The sequence below is a fragment of the Povalibacter sp. genome, assembly GCF_036520495.1.
Classification (GTDB): Bacteria; Pseudomonadota; Gammaproteobacteria; order Steroidobacterales; family Steroidobacteraceae; genus Steroidobacter.
In genome coordinates this window covers 1-18180 of the sequence record NZ_DATDJO010000035.1, presented here as the reverse complement: position 1 = coordinate 18180, position 18180 = coordinate 1, and the positions used below count along the sequence as shown (strand labels likewise).

The window sequence follows — 18180 nt, the reverse complement described above, 5'->3', positions numbered from 1 at the left end:
AGTGTTCCCCGTGTCCCCGGTGGAAATTCTTATCTCGATTCCGGAGTTCGGTGCATGAAAGCATTGAAGCTCGCACTGCTGGCGCTGGTGCGCGATGCCAAGTCCGGCGAACTCGGCGTGTTGCTGTTCGCGTTGCTCGTCGCGGTGTCGGCGCTGACGGCCGTGGGATTCTTCACCAGTCGCGTCAGCGGCGCTGTCGAGCAACAGGCCGGCGAAGTGCTGGCCGCCGACTTGCGCGTGCGTTCGTCCAGCGTGATCGATCGCGCGTACTTCGATCTGGCGCAGAGCAAGGGGCTGGCGACGGCGGAGCTTGCAACCTTTCCGAGCGTGGTCATGCTTGGAGAGGACAGCGCTCTGTCGGCCATCCGTGCGGTCTCCGACAGGTACCCCCTGCGCGGCCGCATCAAGATCGCGGATGAGCCATTCGGCGTGGCGTATGAAGTGAGCACGCTGCCCGGTGTCCTGGAGGTCTGGCCGGAAGCGCGGCTGCTCGCGCAACTCAACGCGAAGGTCGGAGATCGGGTCACGCTCGGCAGTGCCGAATTCACTATCACGAAGGTGCTCGACTATCGTCCCGACCAGGGTGCGGCGTTCGTCGATCTGGCGCCGTCGCTGCTGCTGCGGCTGGAGGATCTGCCGGCAACGGGACTCGTGCAGCCTGGCAGCCGGGTTTCGTATGCGGCGCTGTTCGCTGGCGACGCCGCTGCCGTGGCTTCGCTCAAGCAGGACCTGATCGCGCGCAAGAAGCCGGGTGAGCGCATCGTCGATCTCGACGAAGCGAGTCCGCAGATACAGTCCGCGATGGATCGTGCCGGTCGGTTCTTGAACCTGTCGGCGCTGGTGACACTATTGCTCGCGGCCATCGCCGTGGCCATCGCTGCGCGGCGTTACGTCGCGCGCCATCTCGACACGGTCGCTCTGATGAAAAGCATGGGTGCGCCGCAGGCCCTGGTGCTGCAGATCAGCGTGCTGGAGCTGCTCGCGATCGGACTCGTCGCCGGCATTATCGGCACCGCCATCGGTTATGGCGCGCAGGCCGCGATTGGCATTCTATTGAAGGATCTCGTTCGCGGTGTGCTGCCGCCGCCGTCGCTCGACGCCATGTGGCTCGGTGTCATGACGTCGGTGCTGATCCTGGTCGGCTTTGCGCTGCCGCCGCTGCTGCAGCTGCGTCGTGTGCCGCCGGCCCGCGTATTGCGTCGCAATCTCGAGCCGCCACCGCTGCGCTACCTGACCGTCTATGGGATGGCAGTCGCCGCACTGCTGGCACTGCTCGCGTGGTTGCTGCGCGATCTCAAGCTGCTGATGTATGTGGTCGTCGCGACGGCTGCGACCTTCGCCGTGCTGGCGCTCGCCGGCTGGTTGCTGGTACGCGTCCTCGCGCGACTGCGTGGCAGCGTCGGTGTCGCCTGGCGTTATGGTATGGCGAACATTGCCCGCCGTGGCCGCGACAGCGTCATCCAGATCGTCGCGTTCGGGCTGGGGCTGATGGTGCTGCTGTTGCTCGCGCTGGTGCGCAACGACCTGATGCAGGACTGGCGCGCGAGCCTGCCGGCCGATGCCCCCAACTACTTCATGATGAACATGCGGCCCGATCAGGGTGAAGGCGTGCAGAAATTTCTCGGCGATCGTGGCATTCCGGTGCCCACACTGGTGCCGATGGTCCGCGCGCGTCTCACGGGTATCAACAAGGAAGACACCGCGCAGATGCAGACCGCCAATGAACAGGCGCGTGATTTCCTCGACCGCGAGGCCAATCTCACCTGGGCGCGCGATCTGCAATCCGACAATCGCATCGTTGCGGGCGAATGGTGGTCGCCGCAGTCGAGCGATCCGCAGGTGTCGGTCGAGAGCGAGATGGCCAAGTCGCTGCGCCTGAAGCTCGGCGACATGCTGACCTATGACGTGGCGGGTGAAACCGTGCGAGCTCGCGTCACCAGTTTTCGCGAAGTGAAGTGGGATTCATTCCGACCCAACTTCTTCATGGTGTTTTCGCCCGGTGTGCTCGATTCGGCGACCGGCACCATGATCACGAGCGTGCATATTTCGCAGGAGCAGCGCCCCATTCTCGGCGAATTCACCCGGCAGTTTCCCGAAGTCGTGGCCATCGATCTGGAAGCGATCCTGACTCAGGTGCGCGGCGTCATGGACAAGGCGACGCTGGCAGTGCAGTACGTCTTCGGCTTCACCTTGCTGGCTGGCATCACCGTGCTGCTGGCGGCGATACAGTCAACGCGCGATGAGCGCCGCTACGAAAGCGCGATGCTGCGCACGCTGGGTGCAAGTCGCATGACGGTGCTGCAGGGTGTCGCGGCGGAGTTCACGACGCTCGGATTGCTTGCGGGCTTGCTCGCGGCATGCGGTGCGTCGGTTGCGGGCTACTTCCTGGCGACGCAGTTGTTCAATCTGAAGTACACGCCCGATCCGCTGGTGTGGATCGTCGGATTGATTTCCGGGGCGGTGCTCGTCGGCGTCAGCGGAACGCTCGCGACTCGATCCGTCGTGAATCATCCGCCGGTGGCGACGCTCAGGGGAGGGTGACGAGGGTCACGAAAGTGACGGGGATGGACTTACCTTGCGACGCACGTGACTTTCGTTATCCGCGTCACTCGTATCACTCGAAGCCCAGACTCGCCCACCCGACCGGCTGCAACTGTCCTTTCCACGTGTAGCCCTTGATCTCGAGCAGGTAGTCGCCGGGGCCGAAAGCCGAGGAGTTCAGTCGGAACTGCACGTCCTTGTTCGAGTCACGTGCGATTCGATTCAGCTGCATGACGAACGTACCGTCGGCCTTGTTGACGGTGATCTGGTAGGTCGCGAAGCGTTCTTCCGTCGAGTCGATGGTCAGCTCGAGCAATTGCGGCGGCTGCATCCAGCCCAACGCCAGCGTAGGTTGTGTGGGTTTTGAACCCACGAGCTGCAGTCGATATTTCTGCACGCTCGCCGGCGCCTGCATCTCCGTGACCTTGATCTTGCGCTGCGCATCCTGCAGCTGCTTCGACAGCGCGCCTGCGTGCATGCCGTACGCCACCAATCCACCGATGGCTGCGATCAGCGCGATGGCGAGGCCCATGACGACGAGACGGTTACCGCCCGCAGCAGGACTGCTGCTGCGCTCCCATTTCCCGTCCTCTTCAGCGGCGTCGAAACCTTCGTCGTTCACTTCCAGCGCCGTGCGCGTCGCGCTGGAAGGAATGGCCGGGAACATGCCGGTCTCGCTGGCTTCTAGCGGCTTGCGCGCGAGGCGCGCCTTCAGGCGCACCGGGATCGGCAGCTGCTTCAGGAAGGCTGGATTCTCGAGACAGAACTGCTCGAACTCGCGTGCTTCGCGCACCGTCAATTCGCCCGCCAGATAGCGATCGACGATGTGTTCGTTCTGGATGTAGTTACGGTCCATCTTGCGATTACTCAGCCGGCAGCGGCTCGGCCGCACACAACTTGCACTTGGGCCAGTAGCGCTTGGCCGCCTGATCCAGCGTGCCGCGACTACTCTCGGCAAACAGCTTGCGCAGGGCCTGCGATGACGGATCGTCGCGATAACCCAGTCCCACGATACGAACATGCGTCATGTCCGCGCCCGACGGCGTGAAATAGATCACGGACCACGTGCCCGCCACTGCGTCCGGGTAAGGAATGCTGGCGGGCTGTTGCCTGGTGCGCAGGGCGAGCATTCGTTCGGGGTCGTAAGCGAGGAGTTCCTCGATGCGGGTCTCGGGGTCGCCCAGTACGCCCTTCGGAACCGAGTGACTGCGAATCAGGCCGCCGACCCGCAGGTCGATCTGCGACTGGGGCACTCCCAGCACCTTGTAGCCCTCGGGCGTGGTGAAGAGCTTCCAGACCTCCGCAAGGGGCGCGTTGATGAACCCTTCGATGACCTGCGGATTTGAATCGTCCGCCGCCGCGGCCCAGGTACTTGCCGCCGTTGCGACCAGCAGGACCAGAATTCGAACCGGTGTTGCAAGTCGGCCAACCATCAGTCTTTCCCCGTATGATTTGTGGGCTGGGGCGCATTATTGCCCGCTGGCACTGGTCGATACTGCCATGCCTGCGGCTTTAGTCCATTGCAGCGCACCGGCCACATAATCGAACAATGACCGGCCGGATTGGCACGCGGAACTGGGGTCCGATTTCATGAGCAGTGGTTACTGGTGAAGGGTGGTGCCCAGCTTGCGTGTTGAAAGCCCGCGAACATTGGTTTAGTAAGCTCGCATGATCCTGACACTTGAAGTGATAGGGGAGCAGGCTGCGCAGCTCGGTGCCGGGCGACGCAAGGTATTCCATTCGATCGGCGGCACGATCGGACGCCTGCCTGACAATGATTGGGTGCTCCCGGATCCGTACGTATCCGGCCGGCACGCGCTCATCCGCTACTTGAACGGCCGGTTCTTCGTCGAAGACACCAGCACCAACGGCGTCTTCGTCAATTCTCCCGATTCGCGCCTGTCGAAGACGCAGGCCCATGCCCTCAAGAACGGCGATGTGCTGTTCATCGATGCGTACGAAATCAAGGTGTCGCTCGAGAAGGAATCGGCTACCGAAGCGGAGTCGCAGGATCCTCTCGCCGCGCTGCAGGGTCGCGCCGAACGCGGCAATCAACCGAGGCAACCTGCCAGACATCCTGACCGTCACGAGCCACCGCGGGCCGCACGCGCCGGGCGCGAGACGGAAGAGATCATTCCGCCGCCGCCCGACGACGACCGCACCGCCAGCATGGGCTCCCGCGCAGCCAAAGCCGCTGCCGAGCGCAACAACGAAACCCAGTGGTTCGGCCTGAGCGAAATGGAGCTGCCTGACCCGCCGCCCGAGCCGCCGCGGCCCAAGGTCGTCGCAGTGCGGCCGCCGCCCGAGGTCCGACGCAGCGAACCGAAGCCACCGGCACCGCGTGCCGCACCACCCGCGTCCCGCAGCAAATCGGCCGACGCTGCTGCGTCCACGGGAGATGCGGCGCAGATGCTCAAGTTGCTCGAGGCCGCCGGCGTCGAGAATGTCGATCCGTCCGATGAACTTGCCCGTACCTGCGGCGAGATCCTGCGCGTGACGGTCGGCGGGCTGATGGAAGTGCTGCGGGCTCGCGATCAGATGAAGGACGACCTGCGGATCCGCAGTACGACGTTCAAGCCCGCGAACAACAATCCGCTCAAGTTCTCCGCCAACGTCGAAGATGCCTTCCACAACCTGCTGGTGCGACAGAATGCCGCGTACCTGGAACCGGCCGCCGCCTTCACTGAAGCATTGCACGATGTCCGCGATCACCAGACAGCCGTGCTCGCGGCGATGCGCCTCGCGTTCGAGACCATGCTCGCGCAGTTCGATCCCAATCACCTGCAGCAGGAATTCGATCGCCACATGAAGAAAGGGTCGATCCTCGGCGGGCCCGCGAAGCTGCGTTACTGGGACCTGTATCGCGAGAAGTACGGTGAGACGATCAAGGATGCCGACGGCAGTTTCCGCACGTTGTTCGGCAACGAGTTCGCGAAGGCCTACGAAGCACAGATCGAGCGGCTCAAGTCACGCGGCCGCGGCCGCTGAAGCAGGACAGCGCCAGGGGCACCTCATTGTTGGACGACACACTGGTCGAAGAAGATATTCATCCCGTCTATGTGTCGGCCGCGCTGACCCATACCGGCCGGGTTCGCGAGTCGAATCAGGATGCTTTCGTCGATCACGCTGCCGCCGGTGTGTGGGCGGTGGCCGATGGCATGGGCGGTCACATGCAGGGTGACGTTGCCAGCGGCCTGGTCCGCGACGCGCTTGCATCCATCGTGCCCGGAAAAACGCTCGATGCGACCGTCGATGCAATCCAGCGCCGCGCGAGCGAGGTCAACACCCGGCTCTACGCCGCTGCGATTCGCTTGGTCAACCCGATCCAAAGCGGCAGCACCGTCGTTGTCTTCGCAGCACAGCGCACGGCCTGTGCCATCCTCTGGGCCGGCGACAGTCGCGTTTACCGGCTGCGCCACGAGCAGCTGTCGCAGATGACGACCGATCACACCTGGGCGGCACAGATCGCACCGATGCTCGGGCCGGACGAACTCGAAGAAGCAGATCACTCGATCATGCGCGCGGTCGGCGGCGAGCAGACCCTCGCGCTCGAAATACGTCGCGACCGTGTGCGCCTGGGTGATCGCTACCTGCTGTGTTCCGATGGCCTCACTCGTGAACTGTCGGCGGAGCGTATCGCTGCACTGCTGGGCGAGGGCACGGTGCAGGAGGCAGCCCAGGCGCTCATCGATGCAACCCTGGCCGCTGGCGCCCGTGACAACGTCACAGTCGTCATCATCGAAGCGACGTAGAATCGGTTTGATGCGGCGTCTGCGCCGCAGCGTCCCAGTCACAACGGTATGCCTGTGTCCCACACCATCGATCAGCTCCTCGCGGGGCTCGCGCGCGGTACGCTCACATCCGCCGACGCCGTCGCCGGCATCGAACAGCTCGCACGCGAAAATCCCACACAGACGTCTGCCCTCATTGCCCGCGTGCAAAGCGACGTCGCTGCGGGACGCCTGGCCGCTCCGGCAGGTCGCGCGCTGTTGGCGGGGATCGAACGCGTCATCCGCGAAGCTGCCGACAAGACCATCGCGATGTCGGATGCCACGCAGCCGGAAGGAGACATGACGGCCATGCGACCCGGCACGGTTGACGCGACGGTCGCCTCGGAGTCCACCGTCGGCATGTCCCGGCCGCCGATTGCAAAAACGCTGGTGCGACCGGCGCCGACCGATGTCGACGAAACCCACATGCGTCCGGACGCCGGCAATACATTGCGAACGCCCGCGAGCCCGCAAGTGAGCTCAGCGACGGTCGCCGCGACGCTGGTCCAGCCGGACGACCCGGATGCGACGCTGCGTACCGAGCGCCAGTTTCCTCCGACCTCGGCCCGTACCGTTCAGATCGAACTCGGTACCCAGGCCCTCGCGCCGTACGCACCAACGCTGCAATCGACCGACAAGACGCAGGTCATCAGCGACCGTCTGGTGCAATCACTCGATGACGCAGATCAGTCGCAGCGCGGCCCGCTGCAACCGGGCTCCATCGTCAAGCGCCGCTTCGTCCTGGAATCGCTGCTCGGCAAGGGCGGCATGGGCCTCGTGTTCGGTGCGATCGATCGCCGCAAGGAAGAAGCACAGGACCCGAATCCGCGCGTCGCGTTGAAAGTGCTGAACGCCGATTTCGAGCGGCATCCGCAGTCCTTCATCGCCTTGCAGCGCGAGGCGCGCAAAGCGCAGACGCTCGCGCATCCCAACGTCGTCACCGTGTTCGATTTCGACCGCGATGGCGATTCCGTCTTCATGACGATGGAGATGCTCAAGGGCCGTCCACTCGAAGCGATCGTGCGCGAGGCGCGCGGCAAGGGCGTGAAACCCGACATCGCCCTGCCAATCATCCGCGGCATCGCCGAAGGCCTGGCCTACGCCCACCGCAAAGGCATCGTTCATTCCGACCTCAAGCCCGGCAACGTCTTCATCATCGACGACGGCACGCCCAAGATTCTCGACTTCGGCATCGCGCGCGCCGTGCCCAGCTCGATCACGCCCGAGAACCAGGACGTGTTCGATGCCGGCAGTCTCGGCGCCTACACCGAAGCGTATGCCACCGATGAAATGATCGATGGCATCGACCCGCATCCCGCCGATGACATGTACGCGCTGGGCATCATCGGCTACGAACTGCTCACCGGCTTTCATCCGTACCAGCGCCACGGCGCCCCCGCAGCCCGCAAGCTCGGCATCAAGCCGCCGCCGCTCAAAGGCCTCAAGATGCGTGAGGCCAAGGCGCTGGAGCGATGCCTATCGTTCGACCGCAAACAGCGGCCGAAGGACGCAGCGGAATTCCTCAAGCTGTTCCGCGGCATTTCGACGGTGCAGAAGGTATCGGTCGCGGCGGCGGCGGTGCTGGCTGTCACTGCGGGATATTTCTGGTACGAAAACTACGTCGAGACGAGTCCTGCGATTCCGTTCGCGCAGCTGCCGGCGGAAACACAACAGGAAATTACTGCGGAGCTGACTGATGGCGACAAGGAATGGGCTTTCTACCAGCAGGGCATGACTCCTGCCGTGGAGCAGTCGCTGACCCACTATGCGAAGGCCTATGAATTGCATCCTCGAAATCGTGAGGCCGTGAAAGGGTTGAAGAAGACCGCCGACGAAATGCTGCGACTCTCCGCCAGCGATCCCGAGATGCAGCGCCAGGTTGCGGGGAACCTGCTGGCCAGCAATGAGTTCCTGCGCAAGTACTCGCCGGTGGTTGAGGCCGCGAAGTAGGTGGTGTGAGCGTTCTTCTGTGGGTCCGACTTCAGTCGGACATTCCTGAGTTTCAGATGTCCGACTGAAGTCGGACCCACAGAAATCACACCGACTGTCCTTAAGGAATCTCTGATTAATCCGACGAATCTGCAATTCATCAGACCTTCCTTAAATCAGTTGCCATTTGGCTTTGAGCCGGCGGACAAAGGGCTCCAGAATCCGGGCTTGCGCGCTACAGTCAGAGGCCACTGCGTTGACAGCCAGCCTTAGGGGATCGGCAATCGGACACAACCGAATGGAAGCCGGGCTTCACCGCCAGTTTGCGCACGACAACGAAGTGATTCCCTCATCAGGACCGCCCCGATGCCCAATCATCCTGCCGTCACCGTCCGCGAACTTCACGCGACCGACCGCGCGCGCTGGGACAAACTCTGGGCCGGCTATCTCGAGTTCTATCGGCACGAGTTGCCGCAGCACATCACCGACGCGACGTGGCAGCGCCTCATCGATCCGGCGCAGCAGCCCTACGCCTTCGTTGCGCTCGATGCGAGCGATCGTGTCATCGGTTTCGTTCACTACCACTTCCATCTGTCGACGTGGTCACTGAACGGTTACTGCTACCTGGAAGATCTGTTCGTCGATCCGACGGTGCGTGGTCTTGGCGCTGGTCGCGCGTTGATCCAGGCCGTCTACCGCGCCGCGGACGAACGCGATGTCACGCGCGTCTACTGGCATACGGAAACCGACAACGCGCGCGCTCAGGCGTTGTACAACCAGATCGCGACCCTGGCGCCGTACGTTCAGTACCGCAGATGAAGCGGCCATACGACGAATGATCGTTGCGTGCCCGGCTCACGCCGCATTGCGTGCACGGTCGAAACGAATGAACTCGCGGACAATGGCGATCAGCAGCAGCGTTCCCGTGATCGATTCGCACAGGATCGTCAGGTTCATGACCGTGGTGTGCGCGGCGATCGACGCCAGGGTGTAGTGATCCAGCCCGCCGAAGCCGAGGATGCCGTAAAGAATCAGCACACCCAGGCCGAGTCGCGTGGACACGTAGCGCAGCAACGCGAGGCCCGCGAGCCCGACCGCTGTCAGCGCGCACCACGACGCATAGACGCCTGCCGCAGTGAACCAGGATGGCAGGTTCGGGTAGTCACTGAGGTATATGCCGTTGTGCACGAAATGGGTCAACGTGGCGATGACATGCGCAAGGAACGCGGCCAGCAACTGCCATGACGGCGTTGTGGCGAGCGACGTGACGGATCGATCGGACATGTCACGCTCCTGGGCTTGATGACCGGCGTATGGTTGCGCAGCAACGTCCGGGATGCCATCCGGCGGCTGGCGATGCGGTCAATTTGCCGATCCTCCAGTGGATTTAGGGAATGCCGCAGTGCAAAGCGCCGCGATTCCCTGTAGAGTCCGCGCCGCCTACACAAGCTGCCGTCCGGTCAGCTCGTTCATTTCTCGAGAATTCAACGGCTCTGCCCGTCTCGAACTTGTCTCCCGCCTTTACTGGACCCGCGATGCCTCAGGGCTCGCGAGCAGGTGCGGTAGAGGAACGTATACATATGCCATTCGCTGCTCTCGGGCTCCTGCCCGAACTCACTCGTGCGCTCGCCGATCGCAACTACACGGAGCCGACGCCCGTACAGGCGCGCGTGATTCCGGAGATTCTCGCGGGACGTGACATTCTTGCCGGATCGCAGACCGGCACCGGCAAGACGGCCGGTTTCACCTTGCCGCTGTTGCAGCGCCTGCAGGCGACGCCGAATGTATCGCGTACGCCTCGCGCCATCGTGCTCGTGCCGACGCGCGAACTGGCGTCCCAGGTGGCGGAAAGCATCAAGAGCTACGGCAAGTACTTGCAGCTGCGTACGCTGACCATCTTCGGTGGCGTCAGCATCAATCCGCAGATCGAAGCACTGCGTCGCGGCGTCGACATCCTGGTGGCAACGCCGGGCCGTCTGCTCGACCACGCGCAGCAGCGCACCGTCGATTTGCGCCAGATCGAAATCCTGGTGCTGGACGAAGCCGACCGCATGCTCGACATGGGCTTCATCGCCGACATTCGCCGTGTCATCAAGCTGCTGCCGCGCGAGCGTCAGAACCTGCTGTTCTCGGCCACGTATTCCAGCGACATGCGTCAGCTGGCCCAGAGCCTGCTGCGCCAGCCGGTCGAGATCGAAGTCGCCCGTCGCAACGCCGCGGTCGAAAGCGTCGAGCAGGGCGCGTACATGGTCCAGAAGGATCTCAAGCGTCCATTGTTGTCGCACCTGATCCGCGAAGGCGATTGGTCGCAGGTGCTGGTCTTCACTCGCACCAAGCACGGCGCAAATCGCCTGTGCAAGCAGCTGCAGGACGACGGCATCGAAGCCGCCGCCATTCACGGCAACAAGAGCCAGTCGGCGCGCACGAAAGCGCTCGCTGATTTCAAAGGCTTCAACATCCGTGCACTGGTAGCGACCGAAGTCGCCGCTCGCGGGCTGGACATCAAAGAACTGCCGCACGTCGTGAATTACGAGCTGCCCAACGTCCCCGAAGACTACGTGCATCGCATCGGTCGTACGGGCCGCGCCGGCGCGACCGGGATTGCGCTGTCACTGGTGTCGCAGGACGAAGTGGGTCTGCTGAAGGACATCGAACGCGTCACCGGCAAGCGGGTGCCGAGCCTGCAGGTGCCGCAGATTTCACCACCGCCAGTCGGCCGCAGCGTCGCACCGCCCGGCGCGCAGGAATACGCACCGCATCAGGATCCACGACGTCAGCCGCAGAATCGCAATCGACCATCCTCGGGCGGCGGCAATCAGAACGCACGCCGCGGTCGTCCACAGAACTCGGGTGGGCAGCGTCAGGGGCAAGGCCAGGCGAGCGGCAACTCGATTGCACGCACGGATGGCAATTCACAGAATCGTCCGCAGCAGTCGCAAGGCAACTCGCAGAACGGCAACAGCGGCCGCGGTCAGTTTCGGTCGGGAAATTTCGGGAATCGCTGAGCTGGCGGTAATCGCTGTCCGTGTCCCGGACATTCCCGCCTGATCGACTGTGACGAATCTCCGGCACAGTCGAATTCCCAGGAAGGTCGAGCCATCAGGATGACCTTCCTGGGGTTCCATCGTTGAATAAACTCGTGGTCAGTCCAGGTCCATTGGGCTGACCCGCTTCCTTCCTGCGCTACGGTTGCACCCCACGAGTGATGGGCAGGACGCCCGAATGTCGCGAAGTGCATGGACGCACAAGAGCGGCCGCGGTCTTCGCGAAATATCCGATCACCCTGAGTCTATCGAATGGTCGTCAACCCAGATCAACAGGGCTGACCACACCTCGCCCCGCGATTCGGGACGTATGTGTAGGCCATCGTGGTCTTCACAGCGGCGTGACCGAGCAGTTCTTCCACGGTTCGAATGTCGTAACCAGACTCAAGCAAGTAAGTCGCTAATGGGCGCCGCGGGCGTCCGCAAAAAAATCCGGTAGGCAGCGTGAGGGCAAGGGTCAGCCGAACGGCAACTCGATCGCACCCACGGATGGCAATTCACAGAGCCGTCCGCAGCATTCGCCGGCACCTTCGCAAGGCAAGTCACCGAATGTCAGCAGCAGGCGCGGTCAGTGGCACTCGGGAATCAGGGGGGAGGTAGGGCTCCAGTGATGGGCCTGCAGGGCGCATCACGCCATAGGCTGCGTATGCCTCCCGAACCTCGCCGCCGATGCCAGATTCAATCGGCTGCATTTCGGGCAGCGCATCTATGGGGCTGGCCGTGCCAGCCGCAGACGATGACAGCACGTGGGTGTAGATCATCGTCGTGCTTACGTCGGCATGCCCGAGCAGTTCCTGTACGCGACGGATGTCGACCCCGGAATCGAGCAGATGCGTCGCGAAGGAGTGCCGCAGCGTGTGCGCCGTGACTTTTTTCTCCAACCCTGCGCGAGCCACCGCACGGGAGATTGCCCGACCGATGGTCTGCTCGAAACGATGGTGACGCCGACGGATCCCGCTGCGCGGATCCGTCGAGAGATGGGCTGCTGGAAATACCCAGTGCCATGACCAGGACGTCGGCGCCCGCGGATATTTCCGCGCAAGCGCATCGGGCAACCAAACACCGGGATGGTTCGCCGCACGGTCCCCTGCCCAGATCGAGCGGGACAATGCGATCTGTTCCCGCAGCGGTTGCGTCAGCGCGGCTGGCAGCATCACGACGCGATCTTTCGCGCCCTTACCCTCGCGAACGATCACGATCTTACGATCGAAATCCACGTCCTTGATGCGTAGGCGCAGGCACTCCATCAAGCGCAAGCCCATTCCATAGAGCGTCTGAGCGATCAGCAGATCACCCGCATTCATCGCATGGAGCAGGCGTGTGACTTCCACGCGCGAGAGTACGACCGGAATGTGGTCCCGGGCCCTCGGTCGTCCGATGTCATTCATCCATGGCAGTTCGATGTCGAGCACCTGCCTATACAGGAACAACAAACCAGAGAGCGCCTGCCGATGCGTCGATGGCGCAACATTGTTCTGGGTAACGAGATGCGCAAGGAATTGCTCCACCTCTGCCTTCCCCAGTTCGCGCGGGTGACGTAGGCCATGAAATTTGACGAAGCGTCGCACCCAGTAAACGTACGACTCTTCCGTGCGCAGGCTGTAGTGCATGTAGCGCACCCGTTCACGGACCTGATCGAGCAGACGTCTCGACTGCAGGGGCGGTCGCTCCGGTGACCTGTATTGCATGGCCGCAAGCTCAGTCCATTGATGCTGTGTTTATATACAGCCACCGGCGAATAAGTCAACGCAGATGAGCGGCTTGTGTGGGGGCGGGTGGCCTGGTTATCGGGCAGTCGCTGGTTATCTGGCGATCGAAAAGTCACGCCCCTCAACAAGACGTGCATCCGACGCCAGATTATCCCGATATTGATGGGGTGGATAGATTGCAGCCGGCAACATAATACGAGCGGCGACAATCGCTTGCCGCCGGCACCCCTCCCTGGTTATCTAGCAGGGTCCCTGGTTATTCGTCAGACTGCTGCGATCTAAATCAAGTTAGGCCTGCCTGTGAGCGACGACGCCGACCTCGAACGTAAAGCCCACGACGCCTGGGAATCTGGGCGTCGCACCGCCGCGTTCCGTTTGTATAGCCAACTTGCGATTCGCGGCAGCGGCGCCGGAGAGTTGAACCTCGGCTACTGCTACGACTGCGGTATTGGTGTTCGCAAGAATCGCGCGTTGGCACTGAAGTGGTACCGCAGAGCATATCGCCGGGGGAGTGGCGCCGCTGCGTCGAACATCGCCACGATCTATCGGGACGAGGGTAAGCATCGACTAGAGGCGCAGTGGTACGTGCGCGCAGTGCGTCTTAAGGATGGCGATGCCGCAGTCGAGCTTGCCAAGCTCGTACTGGCTGGCCGAGGCATTCGCCAGAGCAGGTCGCACGCCTCAAGGTTGCTCAAGCGCGCCACGGGTAGCCGCTTCATCACAGAGAATGGCCGCGATGAGGCCAGAACAATGCTGCATGCACTAAAGGGCAGGCCTAACAAATCGTTCGAGCGGACGCGTGAGGGATAAAGTGCCAAGCTCATACGCCGGCGTGCGCGCCGCTCAACTCAACCGTTAGCTTGTAAGAGGAGGAATCGTGATCGACTGGAGTGACCTGTTCGACCTCTACGAGACGCAAGTTGATATTGCGGATCGCGTTGTCACTGGCGGCAAGCTCGGAGAGCTCGGAGCACTGCAATCCAACTCCAATCGCCGCCTCACCGCCACAAGTGACAGAGTGCGGGATCTAGAGAAGAGATACGAACGCATGCAATTGGTCACGGCTGCTCTATGGCAGCTGCTTAAGGTCCACACCGGGCTCACTGATGCGGATCTGAAGAAATACATCGAGAAAGTGGATTTGTCGGACGGAAAGCTTGACGGCAAGGCCTCACGAAAAAGCAGCGCAATGGATTGCCCCAAGTGTTCTCGCCGCATTCTGAAGAGCGCAGTTGTGTGTCCGTGGTGTAGCAAGCGGCTGAGCTCCGGCGACCCGTTCGAGGCAACTTGAGACAAGCTAACAAGTTGTTCAAGAACCGACGTGCGAAGACGCACGCGGCTTAACAACAGCGTTAGGCGAGGAACATATGGCTCTTGGATTCTCGTCAGCCGTTCTTGATGAACATATCGCGCCCGGTGCTTCTCAGTTCAATCACGCGGAAATTCCTGACGCCTCTGAGTTCTCTGCCGAATCTGCTCATTGGGTAAGTAACTACTTTCTGAACTGCACCTTCAGAGGGAAGTTCAAGCCTCCGATGAACGCGTATGCATTCAACTATCTGCGCCGCTGCCAGGTTGCATTTTCCGAACACACTTTGGCACGCACTAGCACGCAGTCTTTCCTATCTGCCGGCGGGCAGTCTCCTCGTGCTTATGCAGATGCATTGTTTCATTGGGAGAGCTTCCTTGGCCAAGCCTGGCACGCGTTTGCAATCTTGATGAAGGCGTGGAGTGGTACGGCATTCAATAAGGATGACGGCTCGGTGGAACAACGCCTCAATGCTTTGTACAACCAGATGAAGCACGTTGAGTCTCGAATCGAGAATGGCCAACTGCTTCCTGGAGCCACAGTCCCGGTGTGGCTGGAAAATCAGGGAATTCGGAGCACTGATGCACACCTTTCGTTCAAAGAAACAGCAGAGGTACTCAAGGAGCTGGCCAAGTATGCTGACGCGCTGTGCGACCCCATAACCGCGAAGGACAAATTCAAGGACGAAGATGCCTAACAAAGCGATCGAGTCCGCTCCCGTTGGTCGCCCGACTCACAAAGTGCGCTGCACTTTGTTCGCGGCTCATCGCTGGCGTTAGGGCGCTTTACGTGAATCGCGTCATCAAAGGTTTTCTCCTCGCCCCATTGGCTGGTTTGGTGGTCGGTGCTTTTGTGTCATCGCTCGTGTTTGCTTTCGGCAATCTCGGGGGTTTCGGATACGCGTTTCTTATGGTGCTCGGCGGAGCGTTCTTTACTTACCCATTTCTTATTGTGGTTGGCGTTCCGCTCTTCTTTGTGCTGCGTCGCTTTGGTGCTTTGTCTTTCCCTGTTCTTCTCGTTGTGGGCGCTCTATTTGGTGCTATCGGCTGGCTAGTTGCTGCATCGCCAATACCTAGTCCAGAGTTTTACTTGCGTGCCGTCAGCGAAGGTGTTTTTGGGCTTGCGTCCGGGTTGGTGGGAGCAGCTACATTCTGGGTAATAGTTGTCCGTGAAGAAGCGCCCTAACCGGTCGTTCGAGCCGACGTCCGTCGGCAAGCCTCCGTCCGCGGCTCAACTTCAGCGTTGGGCATGAGAGAGAACGAGAATGAAACGACAGGCTCTCCTTTCAGTGACTGCGTGCCTATGCGCATGCGTGTCGACTCACGAGCCGCTGCCACAGTTCTCTGGCAGATATATCGGAGAGAGCGGCCCAGCAACCATGACGCTCGATCTCATTGGTGAACTTCCGCGTACACCAGAATCTGGTTGGCTTAACTCTGCCGAGCAGCAATCTGCGACCGGCAGATTTCGAGCGATTCGACGTGGTCGGCCGAAGTTTAGACTCGAACCAAACTACGTCGTGTTCCAGGCGACGAAGGACGACGAACGCCCTGCAGGGAGATACTTCTGGAATGATGATGGCTTGACCATTTGTATGCTGAACATGACTCCAACGGCAATAACCCGTACGAACGACATTACTATGGCTTTTGACTATGACTTGTGTGCCGTAATGCGGAAGACAGATTAAGTGAGACAGAGGCCCAACAAGTTGTTCAAGAGCCGACGTGCGAAGACGCACGCGGCTTAACAACGGCGTTATATCGCCTATGGCTAAGCGCCGCGTCCGGCTTGCTCATTACTACGGCATTGTCGCGGCCGTGTCTTTTTTCGTCTTCCTGACAATTGTCCTTTTATTTGGTGGAACTGCGTTGACGAGCATTCCTGCACGAATGTGGTTGCTGCCGTTTGCTGGCGCAGCGATGGGTTGCTTCTTTACTTTTGTCTGCATCGTGCGCTTCGGCAGCATGGGGGGCTCAACTTACTTCACGCCTACTGTGCTTCATATCGCTATGATCCTCGCTATCGTTTGGGCCGGGGTCATGACGGCATATGGCAAGTAGGTGACATGTCCGATGTACAACGACGGCGATATAACAAGCGCATGAAGTTCGCGCACTGCGTGCGCCCGACTCGCAACGGCGAAGCGCCGTTGCTCGCGGCTTATGCGCGGCGTTAGCTCTCAAGAACATGTCAGACGACTGGCTCCAACTTGTTCCGAATGATCCCCAGTTCCAGCCTGATCGAGAGCGGGCTGAGAGCGCACGACAGCTGCTCGCTTCATTGGTGCCGGAAGCCGATGAAGTAACGGCCGAGGACAAGGACGGGATCGAATTCATTCACCCAGGCAGCAATTGGTCTGGTGTCCAATGCTCGGCTTGTGGCGCTGATGCGGAAAGCTGGTGGGAAGAGGCGCTGGATTCCGCCGAAGCCGGTGAATTCCGCAACCTGCAGTGTGTTGCAAGCTGTTGCGGGGCTGATGTCTCTCTGAACGACCTGCGGTATATCTGGCCAGCGGCATTCGGAAGGTTCGTGCTATCGGCCATGAATCCGAACATCGAGGACTTCCCTGCAGATCAGAAACACGAACTCGAACAGCGGCTTGGCTGCACGCTTCGGGTTGTGTGGACGCATTTGTGAGGCAAGAGGAGCTAACAAATTGCTCCACGCGACGTGCGAAGACGCACGCGCGTGAGCAATGGCGTTCGGCTTGAGAGCGCGCAGACAAAGGCATTGAACATAAGGTAATGAGGCAATCGTCGGCGACAGTAAACTCGTCTACTCTCTAATCGAGTCAGAGAAGTAAGCATGTCCGGCCCAACAAATGCATCAAAGTACGCGCGCACTGCGCGCACGACTGGCAAATCGCTACGCGCTTTGCCAGCGCTTTATGCATGGCGTTGGGCATGAAGAAGGCATTCGCAGGAGCGCTCATAGTTATGGGATTTAGTCTTTTCGGAAACTCGGCCAAGGCTAGTAGCGAAGACCGGTTCTGGAAATGGTTCGCGGCTAATGAGGCGCGACTATTCGAACTCGAAAAGGACCAGGAAGCGATCTTCGACGCGCTACAGGCGGAGTTGCAAAGGATCAATACGGATCTGACATTTGAGTTTGGCCCAGTCAAGGACGGGGCGCGGGAGTTCGTCATCAGCGCTGGCGGAACCAAGTCTGCCTTCGCCGCCGTCGAATCGACGTATGCAAGGGCCCCGTCCTTGAAGCGTTGGGTGTGGGTCAAGTTCAGACCTCGCCGATGGCCGCTCAGCAACCTTGAGTATGGCGGCAAGAAGGTTCGGGCCGAAGAAGTTCGTTATCTACTCGCAAAGGATGGGGATAGAGCCGGCATTGTCTTGTTCTTCGACGGCTACAATGAGCAAGAGAAAGCGGCCTACGGACAGATGGGCTATCTGTTTCTGGACGAAGCGCTGGGCGAATACGCTGTCGAGACCCATGTAGGCTTCATTGAGTTTCACTCCACGGAGTCGAAGTACTTTTCGCAATCATCTCCGCTGCCAGAACTACCCCAGCATTTCGACGAATACTTTCGTAGCCGTGCTCATTAGTGCCCAACAACACGCTGGTTCCGACTCGCACAGGCGAAGCGCCTGTGCTCGCGGCACAGCGTGAGCGTTGGGCCGTTCAATGAGCTACCTGGAGCACGAGCCGATCTATCGTGATCTCGTCGCGGGCTTCTTGGCCACAGAGACTCAGGTTGACGCATTCGTTGAACAATACTTCGCTCAATGGCGCAGAGATCGAGATGAGCAATGGAACCGGATACATTCCGGACAGAAAATTTCCGGAGAAGAGAGCGAGCTTTGTAGGAAGCTTGATGCCATCTTCACAGCCTGTGATTCATATAGTCCGACCCCGACCGCGGC

General features: G+C 60.9%; 17 protein-coding genes and 2 pseudogenes. 14 read left to right on the top strand and 5 right to left on the bottom strand.

Annotation, left to right across the window (positions count from 1 at the left end; translation table 11 throughout):
• Positions 1 to 54 precede the first annotated feature (54 nt).
• The gene (locus VIZ63_RS12705) at positions 55 to 2541 is read left to right on the top strand and encodes an ABC transporter permease (RefSeq protein ID WP_331610016.1); all 2487 of its coding nucleotides are present in this window, start codon (positions 55 to 57) and stop codon (positions 2539 to 2541) included.
• A gap of 73 nt (positions 2542 to 2614) precedes the next feature.
• On the opposite strand, the gene VIZ63_RS12700 is transcribed toward VIZ63_RS12705, so the two are convergent.
• Entirely contained in the window at positions 2615 to 3397 is a 783-nt protein-coding gene (locus VIZ63_RS12700) for a hypothetical protein (RefSeq protein WP_331610015.1), read from the bottom strand.
• A 7-nt stretch (positions 3398 to 3404) separates the two neighbouring features.
• The gene (locus VIZ63_RS12695; RefSeq protein ID WP_331610014.1) at positions 3405 to 3974 is read right to left on the bottom strand and encodes an SRPBCC domain-containing protein; all 570 of its coding nucleotides are present in this window, start codon (positions 3972 to 3974) and stop codon (positions 3405 to 3407) included.
• 235 nt (positions 3975 to 4209) lie between these two features.
• On the opposite strand from VIZ63_RS12695, the gene tagH reads away from it, so the two are divergent.
• The 4 genes from tagH (at position 4210) to VIZ63_RS12675 (ending at position 9059) form a co-directional block, all read left to right on the top strand.
• The gene (tagH, locus tag VIZ63_RS12690) at positions 4210 to 5529 is read left to right on the top strand and encodes a type VI secretion system-associated FHA domain protein TagH (RefSeq protein ID WP_331610012.1); all 1320 of its coding nucleotides are present in this window, start codon (positions 4210 to 4212) and stop codon (positions 5527 to 5529) included.
• A gap of 26 nt (positions 5530 to 5555) precedes the next feature.
• The gene (locus VIZ63_RS12685; RefSeq protein ID WP_331610011.1) at positions 5556 to 6293 is read left to right on the top strand and encodes a PP2C family protein-serine/threonine phosphatase; all 738 of its coding nucleotides are present in this window, start codon (positions 5556 to 5558) and stop codon (positions 6291 to 6293) included.
• 54 nt (positions 6294 to 6347) lie between these two features.
• Positions 6348 to 8261 carry a serine/threonine-protein kinase gene (locus VIZ63_RS12680; RefSeq protein WP_331610009.1) on the top strand — a complete coding sequence of 638 codons (1914 nt, stop codon included), beginning with the start codon at positions 6348 to 6350 and terminating at the stop codon, positions 8259 to 8261.
• A 345-nt stretch (positions 8262 to 8606) separates the two neighbouring features.
• Complete coding sequence (locus VIZ63_RS12675) at positions 8607 to 9059, top strand: GNAT family N-acetyltransferase (RefSeq protein ID WP_331610008.1); 453 nt, start codon at positions 8607 to 8609, stop codon at positions 9057 to 9059.
• Between the two features lie 36 nt (positions 9060 to 9095).
• Here VIZ63_RS12675 and VIZ63_RS12670 read toward each other — a convergent pair whose 3' ends face one another.
• Positions 9096 to 9524, bottom strand: a complete 429-nt coding sequence (locus tag VIZ63_RS12670) for a hypothetical protein (RefSeq protein WP_331610007.1) — start codon at positions 9522 to 9524, stop codon at positions 9096 to 9098.
• Between the two features lie 296 nt (positions 9525 to 9820).
• Here VIZ63_RS12670 and VIZ63_RS12665 point away from each other — a divergent pair, with 296 nt between their 5' ends.
• Positions 9821 to 11245, top strand: coding sequence for a DEAD/DEAH box helicase (locus tag VIZ63_RS12665; RefSeq protein ID WP_331610005.1), 1425 nt, complete (start codon positions 9821 to 9823; stop codon positions 11243 to 11245).
• 298 nt (positions 11246 to 11543) lie between these two features.
• Here VIZ63_RS12665 and VIZ63_RS12660 read toward each other — a convergent pair.
• A pseudogene (locus VIZ63_RS12660) lies at positions 11544 to 11691 on the bottom strand (tyrosine-type recombinase/integrase); the annotation flags it as partial.
• 282 nt (positions 11692 to 11973) lie between these two features.
• A pseudogene (locus VIZ63_RS12655) lies at positions 11974 to 12972 on the bottom strand (integron integrase); the annotation flags it as partial.
• 321 nt (positions 12973 to 13293) lie between these two features.
• On the opposite strand from VIZ63_RS12655, the gene VIZ63_RS12650 reads away from it, so the two are divergent.
• From VIZ63_RS12650 to VIZ63_RS12615, 8 genes are all read left to right on the top strand, one after another.
• A complete protein-coding gene (locus tag VIZ63_RS12650) occupies positions 13294 to 13803 on the top strand; it encodes a hypothetical protein (protein ID WP_331610003.1) in 510 nt (169 codons plus the stop codon).
• A 67-nt stretch (positions 13804 to 13870) separates the two neighbouring features.
• Complete coding sequence (locus tag VIZ63_RS12645; protein ID WP_331610002.1) at positions 13871 to 14284, top strand: hypothetical protein; 414 nt, start codon at positions 13871 to 13873, stop codon at positions 14282 to 14284.
• Between the two features lie 76 nt (positions 14285 to 14360).
• Complete coding sequence (locus VIZ63_RS12640; RefSeq protein ID WP_331610001.1) at positions 14361 to 14999, top strand: hypothetical protein; 639 nt, start codon at positions 14361 to 14363, stop codon at positions 14997 to 14999.
• A 92-nt stretch (positions 15000 to 15091) separates the two neighbouring features.
• Positions 15092 to 15487 (top strand): hypothetical protein, encoded by a 396-nt coding sequence (locus VIZ63_RS12635; RefSeq protein ID WP_331610000.1) that lies wholly within the window; start codon positions 15092 to 15094, stop codon positions 15485 to 15487.
• Positions 15488 to 16071: 584 nt separating this feature from the next.
• The gene (locus tag VIZ63_RS12630; RefSeq protein ID WP_331609999.1) at positions 16072 to 16365 is read left to right on the top strand and encodes a hypothetical protein; all 294 of its coding nucleotides are present in this window, start codon (positions 16072 to 16074) and stop codon (positions 16363 to 16365) included.
• Between the two features lie 127 nt (positions 16366 to 16492).
• A complete protein-coding gene (locus VIZ63_RS12625; protein WP_331609998.1) occupies positions 16493 to 16942 on the top strand; it encodes a hypothetical protein in 450 nt (149 codons plus the stop codon).
• A gap of 266 nt (positions 16943 to 17208) precedes the next feature.
• Positions 17209 to 17862, top strand: a complete 654-nt coding sequence (locus tag VIZ63_RS12620) for a hypothetical protein (RefSeq protein ID WP_331609997.1) — start codon at positions 17209 to 17211, stop codon at positions 17860 to 17862.
• Positions 17863 to 17941: 79 nt separating this feature from the next.
• Positions 17942 to 18180 (top strand): colicin immunity domain-containing protein (locus VIZ63_RS12615; protein WP_331609996.1); only part of this gene is annotated, 239 nt, incomplete at its 3' end.